2 protein-coding genes are annotated in these 21665 nt (G+C 44.6%); both read right to left on the reverse strand.

Annotation, left to right across the window (positions count from 1 at the left end):
* Positions 1–327 precede the first annotated feature (327 nt).
* On the reverse strand, positions 328–15198 hold the full coding sequence (locus N9I19_RS12935; protein ID WP_317778004.1) for a non-ribosomal peptide synthetase: 14871 nt from the start codon (positions 15196–15198) through the stop codon (positions 328–330).
* The gene (locus N9I19_RS12940) at positions 15195–21665 is read right to left on the reverse strand and encodes a non-ribosomal peptide synthetase (RefSeq protein ID WP_317778005.1); all 6471 of its coding nucleotides are present in this window, start codon (positions 21663–21665) and stop codon (positions 15195–15197) included. The genes N9I19_RS12935 and N9I19_RS12940 overlap by 4 nt, the downstream gene beginning before the upstream one ends.

A 21665-nucleotide genomic window follows, 5' to 3' on the forward strand; every position in this document is an offset into this window, starting at 1 on the left:
CCAAATCCTTATGTATTTAAAGGTTTGGCTCTTGTCTGTTTTTTATCGATTATGCATGATTTTATACATCGTAGATAAATCAACATTTTTGGCTTCTTAAGAAAACTGGCACCATTAGATTGGAAACCACATGGACATGGTGGTTTCCAAATCCGCCTAGATTATGGTACCATCATCATATTTTTGATTCCAAATAAGAAAATGAAACTAAGTCAACGCTGCAATCTCCACCTTGAACTACAATTCTTTCAGGATGAGTGTTTCTCTAAAATATCTTTGGCAGATTGAATTTGTTCAAGAAAATTTCTTTTCCAAAAATATTTTCTTTCACCTGGAAATCTGAGTTACGCTCCCTTCAAACTCATTTATGAGATTTTTGGCTATCTTTTCCACTGCTGGGGAGAAGACGATCTCCTCGTGCGGCCCTGGAATCGAATGTTTATTCACTTTCCCCTGTAATAACGGCTTCCAATCCGTGAACAACTCTCTGCCTTCTTCAGCACTGAAGTAGATGACCTCCCCAAAATATGGCGTTAAAATATGTTCTGCCATTAAATTTAGACACTTCCTGTGAGCATCGGTAATCTGCTTTAGACTCGTAAGATCCGCATCGGGCCGGAGCACTCCTTCCGCGATCAACTGATCAACAAGCATGCCCTGTTGATGGACGAGCTCTTCTTCCTGCTCCACTAGCTCTAAATGGGTGAAATGCTCCAATATATAAGATAGCATTTCATCCTCTGTCTTGTAATCCTGTTCTGAAGGCACCTTGGTATCCATGAGTACCAACACCTCAACTTCTTCTCCCTGGTTCCGTAGCATAGTTGCGATTTCATAGGCGATGGCACCGCCCAGAGACCATCCTCCCAGACGATACGGCCCCTCTGGCTGAGCGCGCTTCATTTCCTCGATGTAGAGTTGAACTACTTCCGATAAAGTCAACCCGTTCATTCCTTCTTTCTCTACGAGAGGATTCTGTAGACCATAAAATGAGCAGTGATCCTTGAGTAACCTTGCTAGCTGAATGTAACAGAATACATTACCCATAAACGGATGAACACAGAAGAAAGGTCTTTTCTCTGATTCTTGTAGTGGAACCAGAACCGATAACGATTTTGCCATACCATGATTCTCACGGATGAGATAAGCGATCCCTTCCACTGTCGGGTTCTTAATCAGTGCGGACACCTTAATCTCTTTTCCAAATTTCTCTCTGATCTTTGAAATCAATTTGATTACAAGGAGAGAGTGACCCCCTAAATTGAAGAAATCATCGTTTACATGGACATCTTCTATCTGTAGCAAATCCTGCCAGATCGTAATCAGCTGATACTCGATTTCATCCCGTGGGATGATTGGTGTAGAAAAGGTACTTTCTCTTTGAATCGTTAAGCTGTTCAGTGCCTTTCGATCAACCTTCCCATTTGTTGTAAGCGGAACCGCGTCTACCTCAATAAAGTGTGCAGGAACCATATAATTCGGTACTTGTCTCTTGAGATGCTCACGCCATTCATGCATACTTCCTTCACCCACCACATAGGCAACCAATCTCTGATCTCCTGGTTGGTCCTCTCTTATCAAGACTACTGCCTCTTTCACCGATGGATGACTTTCTAAATTCGCTTCAATCTCTCCAAGCTCAATCCGGAATCCTCGAATTTTCACTTGATTATCGATTCTTCCCAGATAATCCAAATGGCCATCAGCTAAATAGCGGACTAGATCTCCCGTCCGGTATAACCGTTCCCCATCATTAAATGGATGAGGAATAAAACGTTCGGACGTTAACTCTGGACGATTCAAGTATCCTCTCGCCAGGCCTGCTCCACCGATATAAAGTTCACCCGTTACACCAACTGGAACAGGTAACCAATTCCCATCCAATACATAGGCTTGAACGTTCGGCAACGGACGCCCAATGGTAACCCGCTTACTATCTTTTTTGATACGATAGCATGTCGCATCGACAGTACATTCCGTAGGACCATACACGTTATAAAAATGGACCTTGTCAGCCTCTACTAATTGTTCCCACAGTGATGGCATAATCGCTTCTCCACCAACCAGTACCTTGCTTGGAACATGAACACCATCGTTTGTTTCTAACGCCCCCTCATCTATGATTAATTGGAGTAGTGAAGGAGTTATATCGAACATTTCCAACTTATTCTCCCGAATATAAGATACAAACTGTTGAGGATCACTGCGAACTTCGTTTGAAATAATATACAAACTAGAACCATACAAAAGCATTTGTAATTGTTTAACGGATGAATCAAAGGCGATTGAGGCATTTAGACCAACGCGCATGTTAACAGGTGTCTCATGCGAAAAAACCTCTTTCTGTAAACCATAGGATAGATTTAATACCGAATGATGCTGCACCAAAACCCCTTTTGGATTCCCGGTCGAACCTGAAGTGTAGATCACATACGCCAAGTTTTCTCCTGTCACTTTACTTATTGGTGAAAGGGTGTTTTCTTGGGAAATCATTGCTTGATCCCGGTCCAAACAAACTGTTTCAACTTCTTCAGGTATCCAACCTTGTGATACTTCGTTCGTAACCAATATTTGAATCCCTGTGTCCTCCAGAATATATCGCAGGTGACTTTCTGGATACGCTGGATCCAATGGAACATAAGCTGCCCCGGCTTTCCAGATTCCCATGAGACCGACAATCATCTCAACTGAACGTTGGAAACAAAGCCCGACCAATGATTCGGTCCCAACCCCACATTTATGGAGATAATGGGCCAATTGGTTTGCTTTTTCATTCAGCTCTCGATACGTCAACTGCTGATTTTCATCCACTACCGCCACCGTGTCAGGTGTACGATCCACTTGATCTTCAAACAGTTTGTGGATCACACTCTCACGTGGATATGCTGCTGCATTATCATTCCATTCTTCCAGTAGTTGTTTCTTTTCTATTTCCGTAACATACACCAGCTCCGACAGAGTTTGATCAACGTTCTCGATCATTTGCTTTAACACCTGGCTTAAATGACCCAGCATCCGTTCAATGGTTAGGCCATTAAACTTGCTGCGATCATACTTCAACTTTAACAACAACTGACTTTCTGGAACAACTGTCAATCCCAATGGATAATGAGTTTGCTCTACTCCTTCCAACTCACCAATTTCTAGATTTCCTGAAGACTCCTCTTTCACTGGGTAGTTTTCAAACACATACAAGCTATGGAACAGCGGGGTTCCTCTAGGAACTTCACTCCATCCTTGAATCTCTGTCAAGGAAGCATATTCATATTGTCTTCTTTCTATCTCTTCCTCTTGTATCTTCTTCAACCAATCCATTACTTTTATATCATCTAGCAACTTAATTCGCGTCGGTGATGTGGTAATAAAGGGACCTACAATGTTTTCAACATCAATAATCTCCGTAGGGCGTCCCGAGCTAGTTACACCATAGACAATGTCATCTTCTCCACTATACCGGCTCATGAGATACGCCCACGCACCTTGAATTACCGTATTCAAAGTGAGCCTCTTGCGCTTCGCCCAGTTTTGTAGCGCTTGGGTTTGCTCTTCTGATAAATAAGTTACCTTCTCCGTGTAACCTTTTTCTTGCTCCTTACTTTCTAAGCCAAGCAGGGTTGGCGCTGTAAAGCCTTTGAGTTTCTCTCTCCAGAATTGTTCCGCTTGTTCCTGATCCTGCTCTTTCAGCCATTGAATATATTTCTTGTATGGCGATGACTTGGGTAAATCCACAGCCTCTCCTTTTATCCTCTTCTGATACACTGTAAGCAATTCGTTAAAGACCAGTGGCAAGCTCCATCCATCCAACAAAATATGGTGATGCGTCCAAACAACCCGATATTCTTCCTCCGCTTCTTGAATGACAGTCACCCGCATCAATGGCGCTTCATCAAAAAGAAAGGCCTGTTTTCGATCCGTCGCCAAAAAGGCTTTTCGTTTCTCCTCTTTTTCTTCAGCAGACAGCGCACGCCAATCCACTTCATTCAGCTTAAATGGGATATTTTCATACACCACTTGTAAGGGCTCTTCAATCTCATCCCACACAAATGCCGAACGAAAGATCTCATGCCGCTGGATCGTCGATTTCCACGCCTGCTCGAAAGTAAGGATATCCAATTTCCCTTTAAACAGGAAACTTAATTGCACCATATACGGCGCCGAATGTTCATCCCCTTGATCATGCAGCGTATGAAAGATCATGCCTTCCTGCAAAGGTGATAGCGGATACAGGTCGATAATCGGATAATTCTTTCCACGATTCATCTTAAATAGTACTTTGTTCAAATCTGCTGGGGTGAGATTTGCAATCGCAAAATCCGAAACGGTCAGCGTAGATTCTCCACCCGAAGAATGAATCAATCCACTCAGTTGATGGAGCATATTCTCTGCAACACTTTGAATGGTCGACTTCGCAAACTGTCCAACATTGTACACCCAAGTGAAATGAAGTTTTCCATCGGTTACAATCCCGATTACATCGATCAAATGTGATCGCTTGGAACCAGGAGCATGATCTAAGCGCGTAAACCCGGTCTCCGGAGCAAACATTGCATCGTCAGAGAACATTTGGTCAAATTGTCCAAGATAGTTAAAACTAATGGACGGAGTGATTTGAGACTGGAATCGCTCACGCATCGCTGGATTCAAGTACCGCAAAATCCCATAGTCAACGCCCTTATTAGGAATTTGGCGCACTTGTTCTTTGACTGCTTTTAATGCTGCGGTGGGCGTGTTAGCACCTGTAATATTCAAGTGAACAGGATAGATACTTGTAAACCATCCCACGGTTCTCGATAGGTCAACGTCTTCGATGATCTCTTCCCGGCCATGACCCTCCAAATCCACGGTCAGCGTCGTATGACCTGTCCATGCTGCCGTAGCCTGTACCAATGCTGTCAATAGCACTTCATTGATTTGGACACGATGAGTGCTTGAAATCTCTTGCAATAACGCACGGGTCTCTTTCTCATCCAGCACCACGGTAATCTCCTCGGTTCCTGTGTTTGCTGGAACTTCGAGGGTGGTATCCACTGGTAGCATAGCCACCTCTTGTTCGGATTGCTGCTCCCAGTAATCACGCACTCCTTGCACAATCCCAGCTTCAGCGTAATGATGCAATTTCTCCGACCACGCTTTAAAGGATGTACTCTTTGTAGGTAATTGGATCATCTGAGCATGGCTCGCTTGATTATACGCCGTTTGCAGATCCTCCAGTAAAATCCGCCAAGAAACACCATCCACTGCTAAGTGATGAATCACCCAGAATAATCGGCCGGCTCTCTTCTCGCCTTCATCAAAATACACCATTCTCATTAGCGGTCCTGCGTGTAAGTGCAAGCTTGCTTGTGCAGTGTCAATCTCTGCTTGAATTACTTGATGCCATTCTGCTTGTGGCACTTCTTCCAATGAAATCACGGTCAGCGTCGATTGTTCTTCAATCCCTTCGTTCCGCTGTTTCCAAGCTCCATCCGGAAAACGTTCATATCTTAAACGCAAGGCATCGTGATGGATTAGAATGGTACGGACAGCTTTCTCCAGTAATACTATATCCAGTCGCTCTTTTGTTCTAAAAAACATGGATTGATTCCAATGATGTGGGTTAGGATGATCTTGTGCAAAAAACCATTGCTGGATTGGTGTAAGGATCAGTTCTCCAGTTACGACTCCTTGTTCCGCTTGTACACCCTGCTCTTCTTTGACTACTTGCGCCAACTCGGAAATCGTTTGGTGTTCAAACATTTGCTTTGGTGTCAATTGCAAACCTGCTTGCTTTGCGCGAGAGACAATCTGAATGCTGAGAATCGAGTCTCCACCGATTTCAAAAAAGTTTTCATGAATGCCAATCGATTTTGTGCCTAACACACGTTCCCATATCATGGTAAGTATTTGTTCACTCTCATTTCTTGGAGCCACGTAGCCTCCTTTTGTCCCTTGATGATCTGGCACAGGCAAAGTTTTCCGATCAATCTTTCCATTTAAGGTCAATGGTAACTCTTCCATCCCGACAAAGTAGGCGGGAACCATATGGCTTGGCAGTTGTGCTTTGAGATACTCGCGCCATTCTTCTTTACGCCCTTCACCCACTACATAGGCTACCAATCTCTTATCTCCTGGCTGATCTTCTCTCACCATCACAACGGCCTCTTTTACCGAGAGATGCTCCTGTAAGGTTGCCTCAATTTCCCCAAGCTCAATCCGAAATCCTCTAATTTTCACTTGGTTATCCAATCTTCCTAGATAATCCAAGTTACCATCAGGAAGGTGCCTCACGAGATCTCCTGTTCGATATAGCCTCTCTCCTTCTTTGAAAGGATGGGGAATAAAACGTTCGGACGTTAACTCTGGACGATTCAAGTATCCTCTCGCTAGACCTGCTCCACCGATATAAAGTTCACCTGTTACACCAACTGGAACAGGTAACCAATTCCCATCCAATACATAGGCTTGAACGTTCGGCAACGGACGCCCAATGGTTACTCGCTTACCATCTTTTTTGATACGATAGCATGTCGCATCGACAGTACATTCCGTAGGACCATACACGTTATAAAAATGGATCTTGTCAGCCTCAACTAATTGTTCCCACAGTGACGGTACAATTGCTTCGCCACCGACCAGTACCTTGCTTGGAACATGAACACCATCGTTTGTTTCTAACAACCCGCCATCTATGAGTAATTGGAGTAATGAAGGGGTCATATCGAACATTTCCAACTTATTCTCCCGAATATAGGATACAAACTGTTGGGGATCACTGCGAACTTCGTCCGGAATAATATACAAACTTGAACCATACAAAAGCATTTGTAATTGCTGAATGGATACATCAAAGGCGATCGAAGCATTTAAACCGACACGCATGTTAACAGGTGTCTCATGCGAAAAAACTTCTTTCTGTAGACCATATGATAGATTTAGTACCGAATGATGTTGCACCAAAACGCCCTTTGGATTCCCGGTCGAACCCGATGTATAGATCACATATGCCAAGTTTTCTCCTGCCACTTCACATATTGGTGAAAGGGTACTTTCTCGCGAGATCATCGCTTGATCCCGATCCAAACAAACTGCCTCGACTTCTTCGGGTATCCACTCTTCTAATGCTTCGTTCGTGACCAATACTTGAATCCCTGTGTCCTGCAGAATATATCGCAGGCGACTTTCTGGGTACGATGGATCCAACGGAACATAGGCTGCCCCAGCTTTCCAGATTCCCATTAGACCGACAATCATCTCAACTGAACGTTGGAAACAAAGCCCTACCAATGATTCGGTCCCAACCCCACATTTTTGGAGATAATGGGCCAATTTGTTTGCTTTTTCATTCAGCTCCCGATACGTCAACTGCTGATTTTCATCCACTACCGCCACGGTGTCAGGTGTAAGATCCACTTGATCTTCAAACAGTTTATGGATTACACTCTCACGTGGGTACGCTCCAGCATTATCATTCCACTCTTCCAACTGCTGCTGCTCCATTTCCGATAGCATCGTCAACTTCGTCAATGATTTATCAGGATGTTCCACGATTTCATTCAACCAGTTTTCAAAATGCTCAGCCATACGTCTGATAGTTACAACGTCAAATAAATCAGTATTAAAGACGAAAGAAAGCACCAAACCCTCTTCCTTCTCTAGGGCGCTTAAACTCAAATCAAACTTGGCGTTCGAATCCTGAATTTCCATCGCTTCTAAACTTCTTCCATGAAGCTCTGGTAGCTCATGTTTCGTGTTTTGCAACGTAAACATGGTTTGGAAGATCGGAGAATGACTTATACTTCGCTCGGATTGTATGACTTCTACAATCTTTTCAAACGGAACATCTTGGTACTCATACGCCTTCAATGCTTTTGTCCGTACCTGAGACAGCAACTCTTGGAATGTTGGTCCGCCACTCAGATCAGCCCGATAAACCAACGTGTTGACGAAGAAACCAATCAATCCTTCAATCTCGCGATAATTCCGATTTGCAATCGGGCTTCCGACAAGAATATCCGATTGTCCTGTATAACGAGAGAGAAAGCTTTGATACGATGCAAGTAAGGTCATGAAGAGCGTCGATCCTTCTTGACGACTAAGCTCATTCAATTTGTCGCGTAACGCGCGTGACAGCAACACAGTGTGTGTCGATCCGCTATGGGTTTGCACCGCAGGACGAGGACGATCCATCGGCAACATTAAGACTGGTAACTCGCCAGACAGCTCTTCCTTCCAATATGCAAGCTGCCGATCAAGTACTTCTTCTTTTAACCATTCCCTTTGCCATTGGGCAAAGTCAGCATATTGAATCGGTAATGGTGCGAGTTCTGCTGGTTTGCCGCCAACCGCATCTTCATAGAATGCCATCCATTCTTGGAGCAAGATTTCCATCGACCAGCCATCAGAGATAATATGATGCATCGTACAAAGAAGAATCCATTCTTCTTCAGCGATTTGCACGATTTGCCCACGAATCAACGGACCTTGCCCTAAGTCAAATGGTGCTTCGACTTCGTTTTTGATCCATTGTTCCATTTCTCTTTCTCGCTCTTCCGGAGAAAGCGTAGTTAGATCCATTTTAGGAAGGGACCGGAGAGCATACGGTTGAATCTGCTGCACAGGTTGACCATCCACTTCATGGAATACCGTCCGTAAAGATTCATGACGTTCTATCAGCCTATTCCATCCCGTCTCCAATGCTTCGGGTACCCAATTCCCTGTAAGACGGCAAACCATCGGCATATTATATAGTGCACTATTGGGCTGAAATTGGTCGATGAACCACAGGCGCTGTTGGGCATAAGAGAGCGGAATGGCTTCTCCCCGTTCCATCGATATAAGCGGTGGAATCTCTTGTTTTTTGTCTCCTTTACACAATTGGTCCAGTCGCTTCGCCAACGCCTCCACCGTTGTATGCTCAAACAGTTCACGCACTAGCAGTTCGATTTGTAATGCTTCTTTTAACCGGGAGACAACTTGCGTAGCAAGTAGCGAGTGTCCACCTCGCTCGAAGAACGAATCCTGAACACCAATATTTTCTATTTCCAGTACTTGACTCCATACCGAAGCGATGAGCTCTTCCATCAGAGTTCTTGGGTATACGGTATTTTCAGTAGATGGTTCATCAGGCATAGGTAATGCTTTCAAATCGAGTTTTCCATTCGGTGTGAGTGGTAAAAATGCCATCTCGACAAAGTGTGCCGGAACCATGTAATTCGGTAAATGTGTTTGCAGATGCTCCCGCCATTCATGAACACTTCCTTCACCAACTACATAAGCTACCAATCGCTTGTCTCCTGGATGATCCTCTCTCACCAGGACAACAGCTTCCTTCACAGACAAATGCGCCTGCAGCGTTGCTTCAACTTCTCCCAGTTCGATCCGGAAACCACGAATCTTTACTTGGTCATCCATACGACCATGGAACTGGAGATCACCGCCAGGAAGATAACTTGCTTTGTCCCCGGTGTAATAGAGACGTTCCCCTGACTTGAACGGATGCCGAATGAATTTTTCCTCAGTGAGTTCCGGACGATTGGCATAGCCGCGAGCAAGGCTCTTTCCTCCGATATAGAGATCTCCAATCACACCTACCGGCACCGGCTGAAGGTGAGAATCTAACACGTATACTTCTGTATTCGCAATCGGTCGACCAATTGACGGAGTACCTGTTGACATTCCTACAGGCACGTAACAATCAGTGGCAACGACGGTATTTTCCGATGGACCATACTGATTAATCACCGCAAAAGGGATTTGTTCAGATGGATACTGTGTTAACTGATCTCCTCCCGTAATGATAAAACGGAGATCCGTCTTCTCTGGCCAAGATAATTTCAAGAGTCTTTCGAGAATAGGTGTAGGCGCAAAGCTAGCCGTGATCCGTGAATCAATGAGCCAATCTCTTAGAGCCTCTGGATTGATCCGCAACTCTTCTGTTGACAGGTATAGTGCTGCACCAGCAGTGAGATAAGGCCAAATCTCCTGGACAGCTGAGTCAAAGGCAATCCCCGCAATCTGAGTCGCACGATCCTGTGCTGTAATTTGGTATACCGCTTGATGCCAAGAGACCATATTCATCAATGATCGATATTCGACCATGACACCCTTTGGCTTTCCTGTGGAGCCAGAGGTGTAGACGATATAAGCTAAATGCTCGGGTTTCACCCGCCGCTTCGGTGCGATCAAGCTTTCATCTGTTATTTCTTCTAATCTCACCGTTTCGACCTGTTCGGAAAGGCTTTCTTGTGCTGCTGTCGTCACCACGATTTGGATCCCTGCATCTTCAATCATGTATTGTAACCGTGATTTCGGATACAACGGATCTAGGACGACATAGGCCCCGCCAGCTTTTAATATGCCAAGTAAACTTGCAATGAGCTCAGCCGATCTCGGGAGGTAGACGCCCACAACTGATTCAGGAACAACCCCTTTTCTCTGCAAAACATGTGCCAACTGATTTGCTTGCGCATCCAGTTCACCATAGGTCCACTCTCTCATTTGATCGACCACTGCAATCGCATCGGGACGTCGTGCTACTTGGTCCTCAAATCCGTCGCAAATAAGACCCACTTGGGACATCTCCGTTGCGGTGTCATTCCATGTCTCTAATAACAGATCACGCTCAAATTCGGATAGCATACCAAGACTATTCAACGATTTTTGTGGATGATGAGAAACTTCATGTAGCCATGTCTCAAAATGTCCTGCCATTCGTTCGATGGTTGTAACATCAAATAAATCCTTATTGTATTCAAAAGCGAACATTAATCCTTCTTCCGTCTCTGCTGCCATTACACTTAAATCAAATTTCGAGATCGGACTATGGCTTTCTATCATTTCGATCCTTCTATCAGCCAAAACCGGAAGCTCTTGTTTCATATTTTGTAAGATGAACATCGTCTGGAAGATCGGAGAATGACTTGTACTCCGCTCGGGTTGCACAACTTCCACAATTTTTTCATATGGAATATCTTGATATTCATATGCTTTCAGTGCCTTTTGACGCACCTGAGACAATATATCTTGGAAGGTCGGTGTACCACTCAGGTCAGCCCGATAGACCAGCGTGTTCACGAAGAAGCCGATTAATCCTTCATTCTCTCTGTAATTACGATTCGCAATTGGACTTCCGACGAGAATATCTTCTTGTCCTGTATAACGGGAGAGGAAGCTTTGATACGCAGCCAACAGGGTCATGAAGAGAGTCGATCCTTCTTGACGACTGAGTTCGTTCAGTTTGTCGCGTAATGAACGTGACAGCAACACAGTGTGTGTCGATCCGCAATGAGTTTGTACCGCAGGACGCGGGCGATCCATCGGCAGTTGTAGCACGGGAAGTTCACCAGACAATTCATCCTGCCAATAGTGGAGTTGCTGTTCAAGTACTTCTTCCTTCAACCATCCCTTTTGCCACTGAGCAAAGTCCGCATATTGGATCGGTAAAGGTTCAAGTTCCGCTGCCTTCTCACCCATTGCTTCCTCATAGAACGCTATCCATTCGTTAAGTAGGACTCCCAGCGACCATCCATCCGAAACGATATGATGCAGGGTGCAGAGGAGGACCCATTCCTCTTCTCCCACTCGCAAGAGGATCGTCCGAGTCAGCGGGCCTTCTTCTAGGTCAAATGGCACTTCTGTTTCTTGCTGCATCAAACACTTAACTTCCGCTGCTCGCTCTTCCGGAGAAAGCATAGTTAAATCCATTTGAGAAAGGGACCGAAAAGCATGCGGTTGAATCTGCTGCACAGGATGACCATCCACTTCATGGAACACTGTCCGTAAAGATTCATGACGTTCTATCAGCTGATTCCATCCCGTCTCCAATGCTTCGGGTACCCAATTCCCTGTAAGACGGCAAACCATCGGCATATTATAAAGTGCACTATTGGGCGTGAATTGGTCGATGAACCACAGGCGCTGTTGGGCATAAGAGAGCGGAATCGCATCCCCCCGTTCCATCGGCATAAGCGGTGGAATCTCCCGTTTTTTGTCTCCTTTACGCAACTGATCGAGTCGCTTCGCCAGCGCCTCCACCGTTGAATACTCAAATAGTTCACGCAACGGTAGTTCGATTTGGAAGACTTCTTGTAAACGTGAGACAACTTGGGTAGCGAGTAGCGAGTGGCCACCAAGTTCAAAAAAGGAAGCCTGAACACCAATATTTCCTATGCCTAACACTTGACTCCATACAGACGCGATGAGCTCTTCCCCTGGTGTCCGCGGTAAGACAATATCGGCACTCACGGACTGTCCTTCCAATGCCAGTAAGGCTTTGCGATCGATTTTGCTATTCGGAGTAAGGGGCATCGCTTCCATTTCGACAAAGTATGCCGGGACCATGTAATTCGGTAATTGCGCCTTTAAGTGCTCGCGCCATTCTCCAGTGTTTCCTTCACCCACCACATATGCTACTAACCGCTTGTCTCCTGGATGATCTTCCCTTACCAGCACGACAGCCTCTTTCACAGATGGATGATCATGTAGGACCGCTTCAACCTCTCCCAACTCAATCCGGAAGCCTCTGATTTTCACTTGATTATCTACTCTGCCGATATACTCCAAGTTGCGGTCATTCAGATACCTCACCAGGTCCCCCGTCCGATAGAGCCGTTCCCCTTCCTTAAATGGATGCGGGATAAAACGTTCAGCAGTTAACTCTGGACGATTGAAGTAACCACGTGCCAAGCCTACACCACCAAGGTAAAGTTCCCCAGCCACACCTATCGGTACCACCTGTTGGTTTTGATCCAATACATATAATTCGGTATTATCAATCGGGCGACCAATTGGAATGAGCATCAGTTCTTTTTCTAAATCACAATCATAGTAAGTAACATCTACAGTCGCTTCGGTAGGACCATACAAGTTGCTTAACTTCGTTTGCTGAAAATCATAAAATACACCCTTAAACCGGCGAACCTGTTCGGAATTTAACGCTTCTCCACTAGTGAAAACCTGACACAAAGACGATACGTCCTTTTTCACTTTGGATTGTTCCATATAATCCAAGAATGCAGATAACATCGACGGAACAAAGTGCATCGTGGTCACACGATATCGCTCAATGCACTCCTCAATCATTGCAGGATCCTTCTCTCCACCCGGCGGAAGTAAACAAACACGCGCTCCTACAAATGACCACCAAAATAATTCCCAGACAGAGACATCAAACGAAAACGGCGTTTTTTGAAGAATCGTATCCTGTTCAGATAATGGATAGTTTTTTTGCATCCACTGTAATCGGTTGATAACCGAGTGGTGTTCGATCATCACTCCCTTCGGATTCCCTGTCGAACCCGAAGTGTAAATGATATACGCCAAGTTTTTTGCTGTCACTCCACTCACTGGCGTCAAGCCACTCTCTTTAGAAATCGCTGCTTGATCCCGATCCAAACAAATCGCTTGGATCCCTTCGGGCAACCAACCTTGTAGCGCTTCCTTCGTTAAAAGCACTTGGATCTGTGAGTCCTTTAATATGTATCTCAGGCGATTTTCGGGATAACTCGGATCCAGCGGGACATAAGCCCCGCCGGCTTTGAGAATTCCTAAGAGACCAATCATCATATCGGGTGAACGCTCGACACATATCCCGACCAATGATTCAGGACCTATATCCCGTTTTTGTAAATAATGGGCCATTTTGTTCGCTTTCTCGTTGAGTTCTTGATACGTCAGCTGTCCACCTTCATATACTACCGCCACCGCTTCAGGTGTACGCGCAACCTGCTGTTCAAACAGTTCGTGAATCATGCTCTCATGTGCATAAACTGCATCCGTGTCATTCCATTCTTCCAAGAGCTGCTTCTGCTCTGTGTCCGATAGCATCGTCAGGTTTGTATATGATTCATCTGGATGATGAACGATTTCGTTCAACCAGTTTTCAAAATGCCCCGCCATACGTGCAATGGTTCTACTGTCAAATAAATCTGTATTGTACTCAAAAGTGACATGTAGGTCTTCCTCCACCTCATACGCGGTTAGACTCAAATCAAATTTCGCGATGGAGATATTACTTTCTATCATTTCCAAACTTCTCCCAGACAGCTCTAATCGTTCTTGTTTTATATTCTGTAGCGTAAACATGGTCTGGAAGATGGGCGAATGGCTAGTGCTCCGTTCAGGTTGTACCGCTTCTACCACTTTTTCAAACGGAATATCTTGATATTCATATGCCTTCAACGCCTTTTTCTTTATCTGAGACAAAATCTCCCGGAACGTAGGAGCCCCATTCAGGTCCGCCCGATAGACTAACGTATTAACAAAGAAGCCGATTAATTCCTCTACTCCTTTATGATTCCGATTCGCAATCGGACTTCCGACGAGAATATCATTTTGCCCCGTATAGCGAGCAAGAAAGCTCTGATACGCAGCCATTAAGGTCATGAATAATGTGGATCCTTCTCGCTGACTTAAATTCTTCAATGCACTGAGTAGTGTGTGAGGTACAATCACACGACATGTGTCCCCAGCGTACGTTTGCGTAACCGGTCTAGGGCAATCCAACGGCAGTTGTAATATAGGAAGCTCACCGGACAATTCTTCCTGCCAATACGTGAGTTGTCGATCCAACACTTCACCCTGCAACCACTGCTTTTGCCATTTCGCAAAGTCTGCATATTGAATCGATAGCGAATTTAGTCCAGCAGGCTTCCCACTCGTTTCCTCCTCATAGAAGGCAAGCAATTCATTGATCAATATGCCAATGGACCACGCATCAGAAATAATATGGTGCATGGTACATAGCAATAACCATTCATCTTTCCCTAATTGAACCAGTTGATTGCGGATCAAAGGGCCATTCATTAAATCAAATGGCTCCTGCGCTTCTCTTGCAATCAAACTCTCTATCTCTTTTTCCTTTACTTCCAGAGGAAGGTGAGAATAATCCTCTACAGGTAGTTTTCCAGGAAGATATTCCACAATATGTTGTACCGGTTGGTCTCCTACTTCCTTAAAAACGGTGCGTAATGAATCATGACGCTCAATGAGCCGATTTAATCCCTTTTCCAATGCTCCAGGTAGCCAATGCCCTTTCAGACGCCATACTGTCGGAATATTATATAATGAACTGTTTGGGTTAAATCGGTCCATAAACCATAATCGTTGTTGTGCATAGGACAACGGAAGCGTTTCTTTCTCCTTTTTTTGCATCTGCTTCAGAAGCCACTCCCTTTTCTCAGGAGAAAGCGAATCCAGCTTCGCAAGTAAATCACTTCTCATTTTTTTACCCCTTCCTCAACCAAGTTGCTCTCGAATATACCTTGCGCTTCTTCCTCTGATAACTCTTCCAATTGCTTAAGAAGTTCAAGTAACTCTTCATCATTACTCGCTGCTGTTTCTTTTTGAATATAGTCTTGAAAACTTACATTCCCCTTACTATCATTCTGTGCTTGCTCATTTCCACTGCATTGCAGCTGATTAACCCGTTCTGCCAATTCCTGCACCGTAGTATACGTAAATAAATCATGCAGTGGTAACTCAATCCCAAAGGCTTCTTTCAGGCTAGTAACAGCTTGTGTAGCGAGTAATGAATGGCCACCAAGTTTAAAAAAAGAATCATGAATCCCGATATTTTCAACGCCTAAAACTTGATGCCATATCGAGACAATTGCTTCTTCCGTAGGTGTACGAGGGGCAACATAACCACCCTCTGCTCCTTTGCGCTCTGGTGCAGGTAAGGCTTTCCGATCGATTTTCCCATTTGGGGTGAGCGGGAAAGCTGTCAATCCGACAAAGTGTGCCGGAACCATGTAATTTGGTAACTTTGTCTTGAGATAATCACGCCAATCATGAGCATTTTCTTCTCCCACTACATAGGCAACCAAACGCTGATCACCCGGATGATCTTCTCGTACCATCACAACAACTTCGTTTACCAATGAATGACTTTGTAACGTCGCTTCAATCTCACCTAGCTCAATCCGGAATCCACGGATCTTCACTTGATGATCGATCCGACCGAGATAATCCAAAGTCCCGTCCGGCAGGTACCTCACAAGGTCCCCCGTCCGATATACTCGCTCCCCTTCTTTAAATGGATGCGGGATAAAACGCTCGTTTGTTAAGTCAGGGCGGTTTAAGTAGCCACGCGCCAAGCCTGATCCCCCAATGTAAAGCTCACCGGCTACACCAATCGGTACCATTTGCTGGTTTGCACTGAGGACATATACTTCCGTGTTAGAAATTGGTCTGCCAATCGGTGGTACCTTGTACTTGACACCCTTTTCTAGCTTCATATACGTGGAATAAGTAGTATCTTCGGATGGACCGTACAAGTTGTACACCTTTTCAATTGGACTACTCTCATACAAGTGCTCGACTAATGACTGGGGCAACGGTTCTCCAGCCAAATTCATCACCTTTACCGAAGAAGGGATTGTATTTGCTCGAACCAATTCCTTCGCGGCTGATGGTACAGTATTGACCAAAGTCACATCCTTCGTAGACAACTTGTCCAGATGAAGAGCACTTTCAGCGACAATCACCTTGCCACCCATCGTCAAAGGAACAAACACTTCAAAAACCGATAGATCAAAGGATAGTGAAGTTGAAGCCAGCACTCCCGCTAATTCCTGTCGGGAATAGGTTTGATGTGCCCACTGGATCATCGTCAACGCACTCCGATGCTCAATCATCACTCCCTTAGGATTGCCAGTTGATCCTGAGGTATAGATGATATAAGCTAGGTTATCGCTTGTCACTTCACTCGTACATGCCGTCGTCACTTCCTGTTCGATCGCCGCTCGATCACGATCGATACAAATCATGTCAACGGATTCCGGTAACGTCATTTTTTGCGGCAACTTTTCCTGTGTCACCAGTACTTCGATATGAGCATCCGCTAAAATATACCGTAATCGACTCTCCGGATACGAAGGATCAATCGGTACATACGCTCCTCCTGATTTCATGATTCCTAAAAGACCGACAATCATCTCGGATGAACGTATAACGCTGATCCCAACCAATGATTCACATCCCACCCCACGCTTATGGAGATAATGGGCCAACTGATTGGAACGTTCGTCCAGTTCCCGATATGTCAGCTCCTCATCTTCGCACACTACCGCGATTGCTTCTGGCGTTTTCTCCACTTGTTCCTCAAACAATGTATGAATCGTTTCTTCACGTAGGTCGACAACATCTGTGTCATTCCATTCCTCTAGTAACCGCTTATATTCTGCTTTCGGCAGCATATTCAGTTTTGTTAAAGAATCTTTTGGATGTGATACAATTTCAGATAACCAATGTTCAAAATGTCCTGCCATTCGTTCAATGGTTGCAGCATTAAACAAATCGGTATTATATTCAAAAGTTAGCAATAGCCCTTCTTCCGTCTCCGATGCAAACAAACTCAAATCAAATTTGGCAATCGAAGTATGACTTTCCATCATCTCCATGTTTCTTTCAAATAGCTGAGGTAACCCTTGTTTCGTATTCTGTAAGGTAAACATGGTCTGGAAAATCGGCGAATGACTGGTATTCCGTTCAGGTTTTACCGCTTCTACCACTTTCTCAAACGGAATGTCCTGGTACTCGTATGCTTTTAGTGCTTTTATTCGTATCTGCGACAGAAGTTCTTGGAACGTCGGATTTCCACTGAAATCAGCTCGATAAACCAACGTATTTACAAAGAAACCAATTAATCCTTCAATCTCTTTAACATTCCGGTTCGCAATCGGGCTTCCAACCAAGATGTCGTCTTGTCCCGTATAACGAGCAAGAAAGCTTTGATACGCCGCCATTAAGGTCATAAAAAAGGTGGTTCCTTCTTGCTGACTTAACTCCTTGAGCTTTTCTCGTAGGAAATACGACAACATCAGAGTCTGACTTGCACCACGGTGAGTTTGAACAGCAGGGCGAGGACGATCCATCGGTAATTGCAAGACCGGTAACTCACCATGCAATTCTTCCTTCCAATATTGAAGGTGTTCATCAAGATCCTCTTCTTTTTGCCATTCTTTTTGCCACAGGGCAAAGTCCGCATATTGAACAGGTAACTTCTTCAGCTCCACTGGCTTTCCACTTAGCGCTCCTTCATAAAAAGCCATCCATTCTTCGAGCAAGATTCCCATTGACCATCCATCCGAAATAATATGATGCATCGTACAAAGGAGTATCCATTCCTCTTTGTCCATTTTCAAAATTCGCGTTCGAATCAAGGGACCTTGTCCCAAATGAAATGGTTCTTCCGCTTCGTTTTGAATGAACCGCTTCATCTCTCTTTCTCTGTCTTCCAGAGAGAGAATTGTTAGGTCCATTTGGGGGAGGGGCCTGAAGACATGCGACTGAATCTGTTGGATCGGTTGACCCTCTCGCTCTTGAATCACCGTCCGCAATGATTCATGACGTTCAATCAACTGATTCCATCCCGTCTCCAATGCTTCAAGTGACCATTTCCCTGTCAGTCGGCATGCTGCATGAATATTGTACATCGCACTATTTGGCGTTAACTGATCAATGAACCATAGGCGTTTCTGTGCGTAGGAAAGCGGAATGGATTCTTCCCGTGCCATAGGTACAAGTGGCGGAATCTCTCGTTTTTTGTCTCCTTTACACAACTGATCCAGTCGCTTCGCCAATGCCTTCACCGTATCGTACTTGAAAAGTTCGCGTAGCGGGATTTTGATCTGGAATGCTTCTTGTAATCGAGAGACGATTTGGGTAGCAAGCAGTGAGTGCCCACCCCGTTCAAAGAAAGAGTCCTGATTGCCGATATTTTCTATTCCTAATACTTGACTCCAAACCGCTGCGATGAGCTCTTCCGATGGCGTTCGCGGTAGGACGTTAAAGGCTCCCATAGGCTGTCCCTCCGGTTCTGGTAAGGCTTTTCGGTCGATTTTCCCATTCGGAGTAAGCGGGAAATAATCCAACTCTACAAGGTGTGCTGGAACCATGTGATTCGGTAATTGGTTTTGGAGATACTCTCGCCACTTTTGGATATTTCCATCGCTTATCACATACGCTACCAATCGCTGATCGCCTGGGCGATCTTCTCGAATGATCACGACAGCCTCTTTGATAGACGTATGCCTTTCTAAAGTCGCTTCAATTTCTCCAAGCTCAATCCGAAAGCCGCGCACTTTCACTTGATGGTCCATTCTTCCTATGAATTTTAAATTTCCATCAGTTAGATATCTTACTAGATCCCCGGTTCGATATAGCCGTTCTCCAAATTGAAACGGATGCGGAACGAATCGTTCAGCAGTTAGATCAGGTCGGTTTAAGTAACCACGTGCTAAGCCTGCACCACCAATATACAACTCACCCTCAATCCCTACCGATTGCAAGCGCTGATTCTGATCGAATACATAAAGCTGGATATTTTGTATCGGATTGCCAATGGAAACAAATTCTTGATTGGATTGACAGTCATATGCATTCACATAAATGGTTGCTTCTGTTGGTCCATAAAAGTTGGTCAATTTAACTTGTCCGCTCTCATCCCAGTGCTGTTGAAATCGTCTAACCAACCCTGGACTAAGCTCTTCCCCACCAGAAAACACATGACGCACGGATGAACATTTCCGTTTCAGTTCAATCTGATTGAAGTGATCTATGAAAACAGATAGCATCGAGGGAACAAATTGGACAATCGTAACCCGATGATTCTCTATCACTTCAGCCATTATAGAAGGATCTTTCTCCCCGCCCGGGGGAAGGAAGGATACACATGCTCCTACACTAATTCCCCAAAATAACTCCCACACAGAAACGTCGAATGAGATCGGTGTTTTCTGCAAAACCACATCTCTTTCAGATAGTGGATATTGATGTTGCATCCATTCAAGATAATTGATCACCGAATGATGCTCGATCATCACTCCCTTTGGTTTTCCTGTAGATCCGGAAGTATACATGACGTATGCTAAATTTTTTCCTGTTACACTGCTTGTACATGCGGTCGGTTCTTCTTGTTCAATCGCAATGCGATCTTGATCCATACAAATTATTTCGATTTGTTCGGATATACCTATTTTTTCTAACCTTTCTTGCGTCACTAGCACTTCGATTCTAGCATCTTCTAATATATAGCGTAGCCGCTTCTCGGGATACGTAGGATCAAGCGGAACATAGGCTCCTCCTGACTTTAGAATCCCTAGCAACCCTATCATCATTTGCGGGGATCGATCCATATAAACGCCGACTAAAGACTCTGGACCCACACCTTGCTTCTGTAAATAGTGAGCCAGCTGATTAGCACGCTCATTCAGCTCTCTATAGGTAAGTTGCTCATTTTCATACATAACCGCGATCGCTTCTGGCGTTTTCTCCACTTGCCGCTCAAATAACGCATGAATCATGCTCTCACATGAATATTCTACTTGGGTATCATTCCATTTCTCTAGCAGTTGTGTCCGCTCTTCCCTTGTTAAATAGGTAATTTCGGATAACTTTGGGTCTGAGCTTTTCGTCATCTGGATCAATGTTTGCGATAGATGGCCCTGAATCCGCTGAATGGTCTCTTCATCAAAATGATGCCGGTCATACATCAACTTCAAAGTGAGTTGCTTACCTGGCATTGCAATGAGCGTCAAAGGATAATTTGTTTGTTCAGCACTTTGGACCTCTAGTACTCTTAAATCAGACTTGCGCTCTCCTTGTATCGGGTAATTTTCGAACACATACAAGGTATGAAATAAATCACTACCCCTTGGAACTTCACTCCAACCTTGAATATCGACCAATGAATTATACTCATATTGTCTCCGTTCCAGTTCTTTCATCTGTATCTTACGGAGCCAGTCCACTAATGAATGATCATCCGTTACCCGAATTCGGGTAGGCAATGTGTTTATAAATAGACCAACCATTTTCTCTGCTCCTACTAATTCAGCAGGACGTCCAGAGCTAGTCACACCAAATACGATGTCGCTTTCGCCGCTATAGCGGCTCATCAAGTAAGCCCAGGCTCCTTGTACTAACGTATTTAATGTTAGCTGACTATTTCGCACCCACTCTTGTATAGTCTCAGTCAGTTCCTCAGATAGCCGATAAACGCTCTCTCCATAACCCTTCTCCTGCCCCTGGTCATTTCTTTCCATCATTAATGGCGTAGGTGCATGAAATCCTTTTAATTCTTCTGTCCAGAATTTCTCAGCTTTACTTCGATCTTGTTTATTAATCCACTGGATATATTTTTTATAGGGAAGAGACTTGGGAAGGTCGAATGCTTCTCCATTTATCATCTTGAAATAAACTTCCATCACTTCACTGAAGACCAGGGACACACTCCATCCATCCAACAAAATATGATGATGTGTCCAAATGATTCTCGTTTCTTCTTCTGCTTCTTTGATCGCAGTGATTCTCATCAACGGTGCTTCGTCTAACGAAAACCCTTGCCTCCGATCAGCATTCAAAAACTGTTGTAATTTCTTTTCCCTCTCTCCACATGGAAGAGCGCTCCAATCTTCTCGACGAATGGTAAAAGGAAGACGTTGATAAACAGCTTGCAATGGCTTTTCTACTTCCTCCCACACAAAAACAGAACGTAGGATCTCATGTCGGTGAATGATGTATTCCCAAGCCTTTTCGAAAGCAGCAACATCCAATCGACCGCCAAGTATGAAATCTACCTGTACAATGTAGGAAAAAGAATGATCATCGTCTTGATCATATAAAGTATGAAACAGTATCCCTTTTTGCAAGGGTGATAATCCGTATATATCGATAATGTCGCTCAT

This window comes from Peribacillus sp. CSMR9 (assembly GCF_033141925.1).
Lineage (GTDB): Bacteria > Bacillota > Bacilli > Bacillales > DSM-1321 > Peribacillus > Peribacillus simplex_A.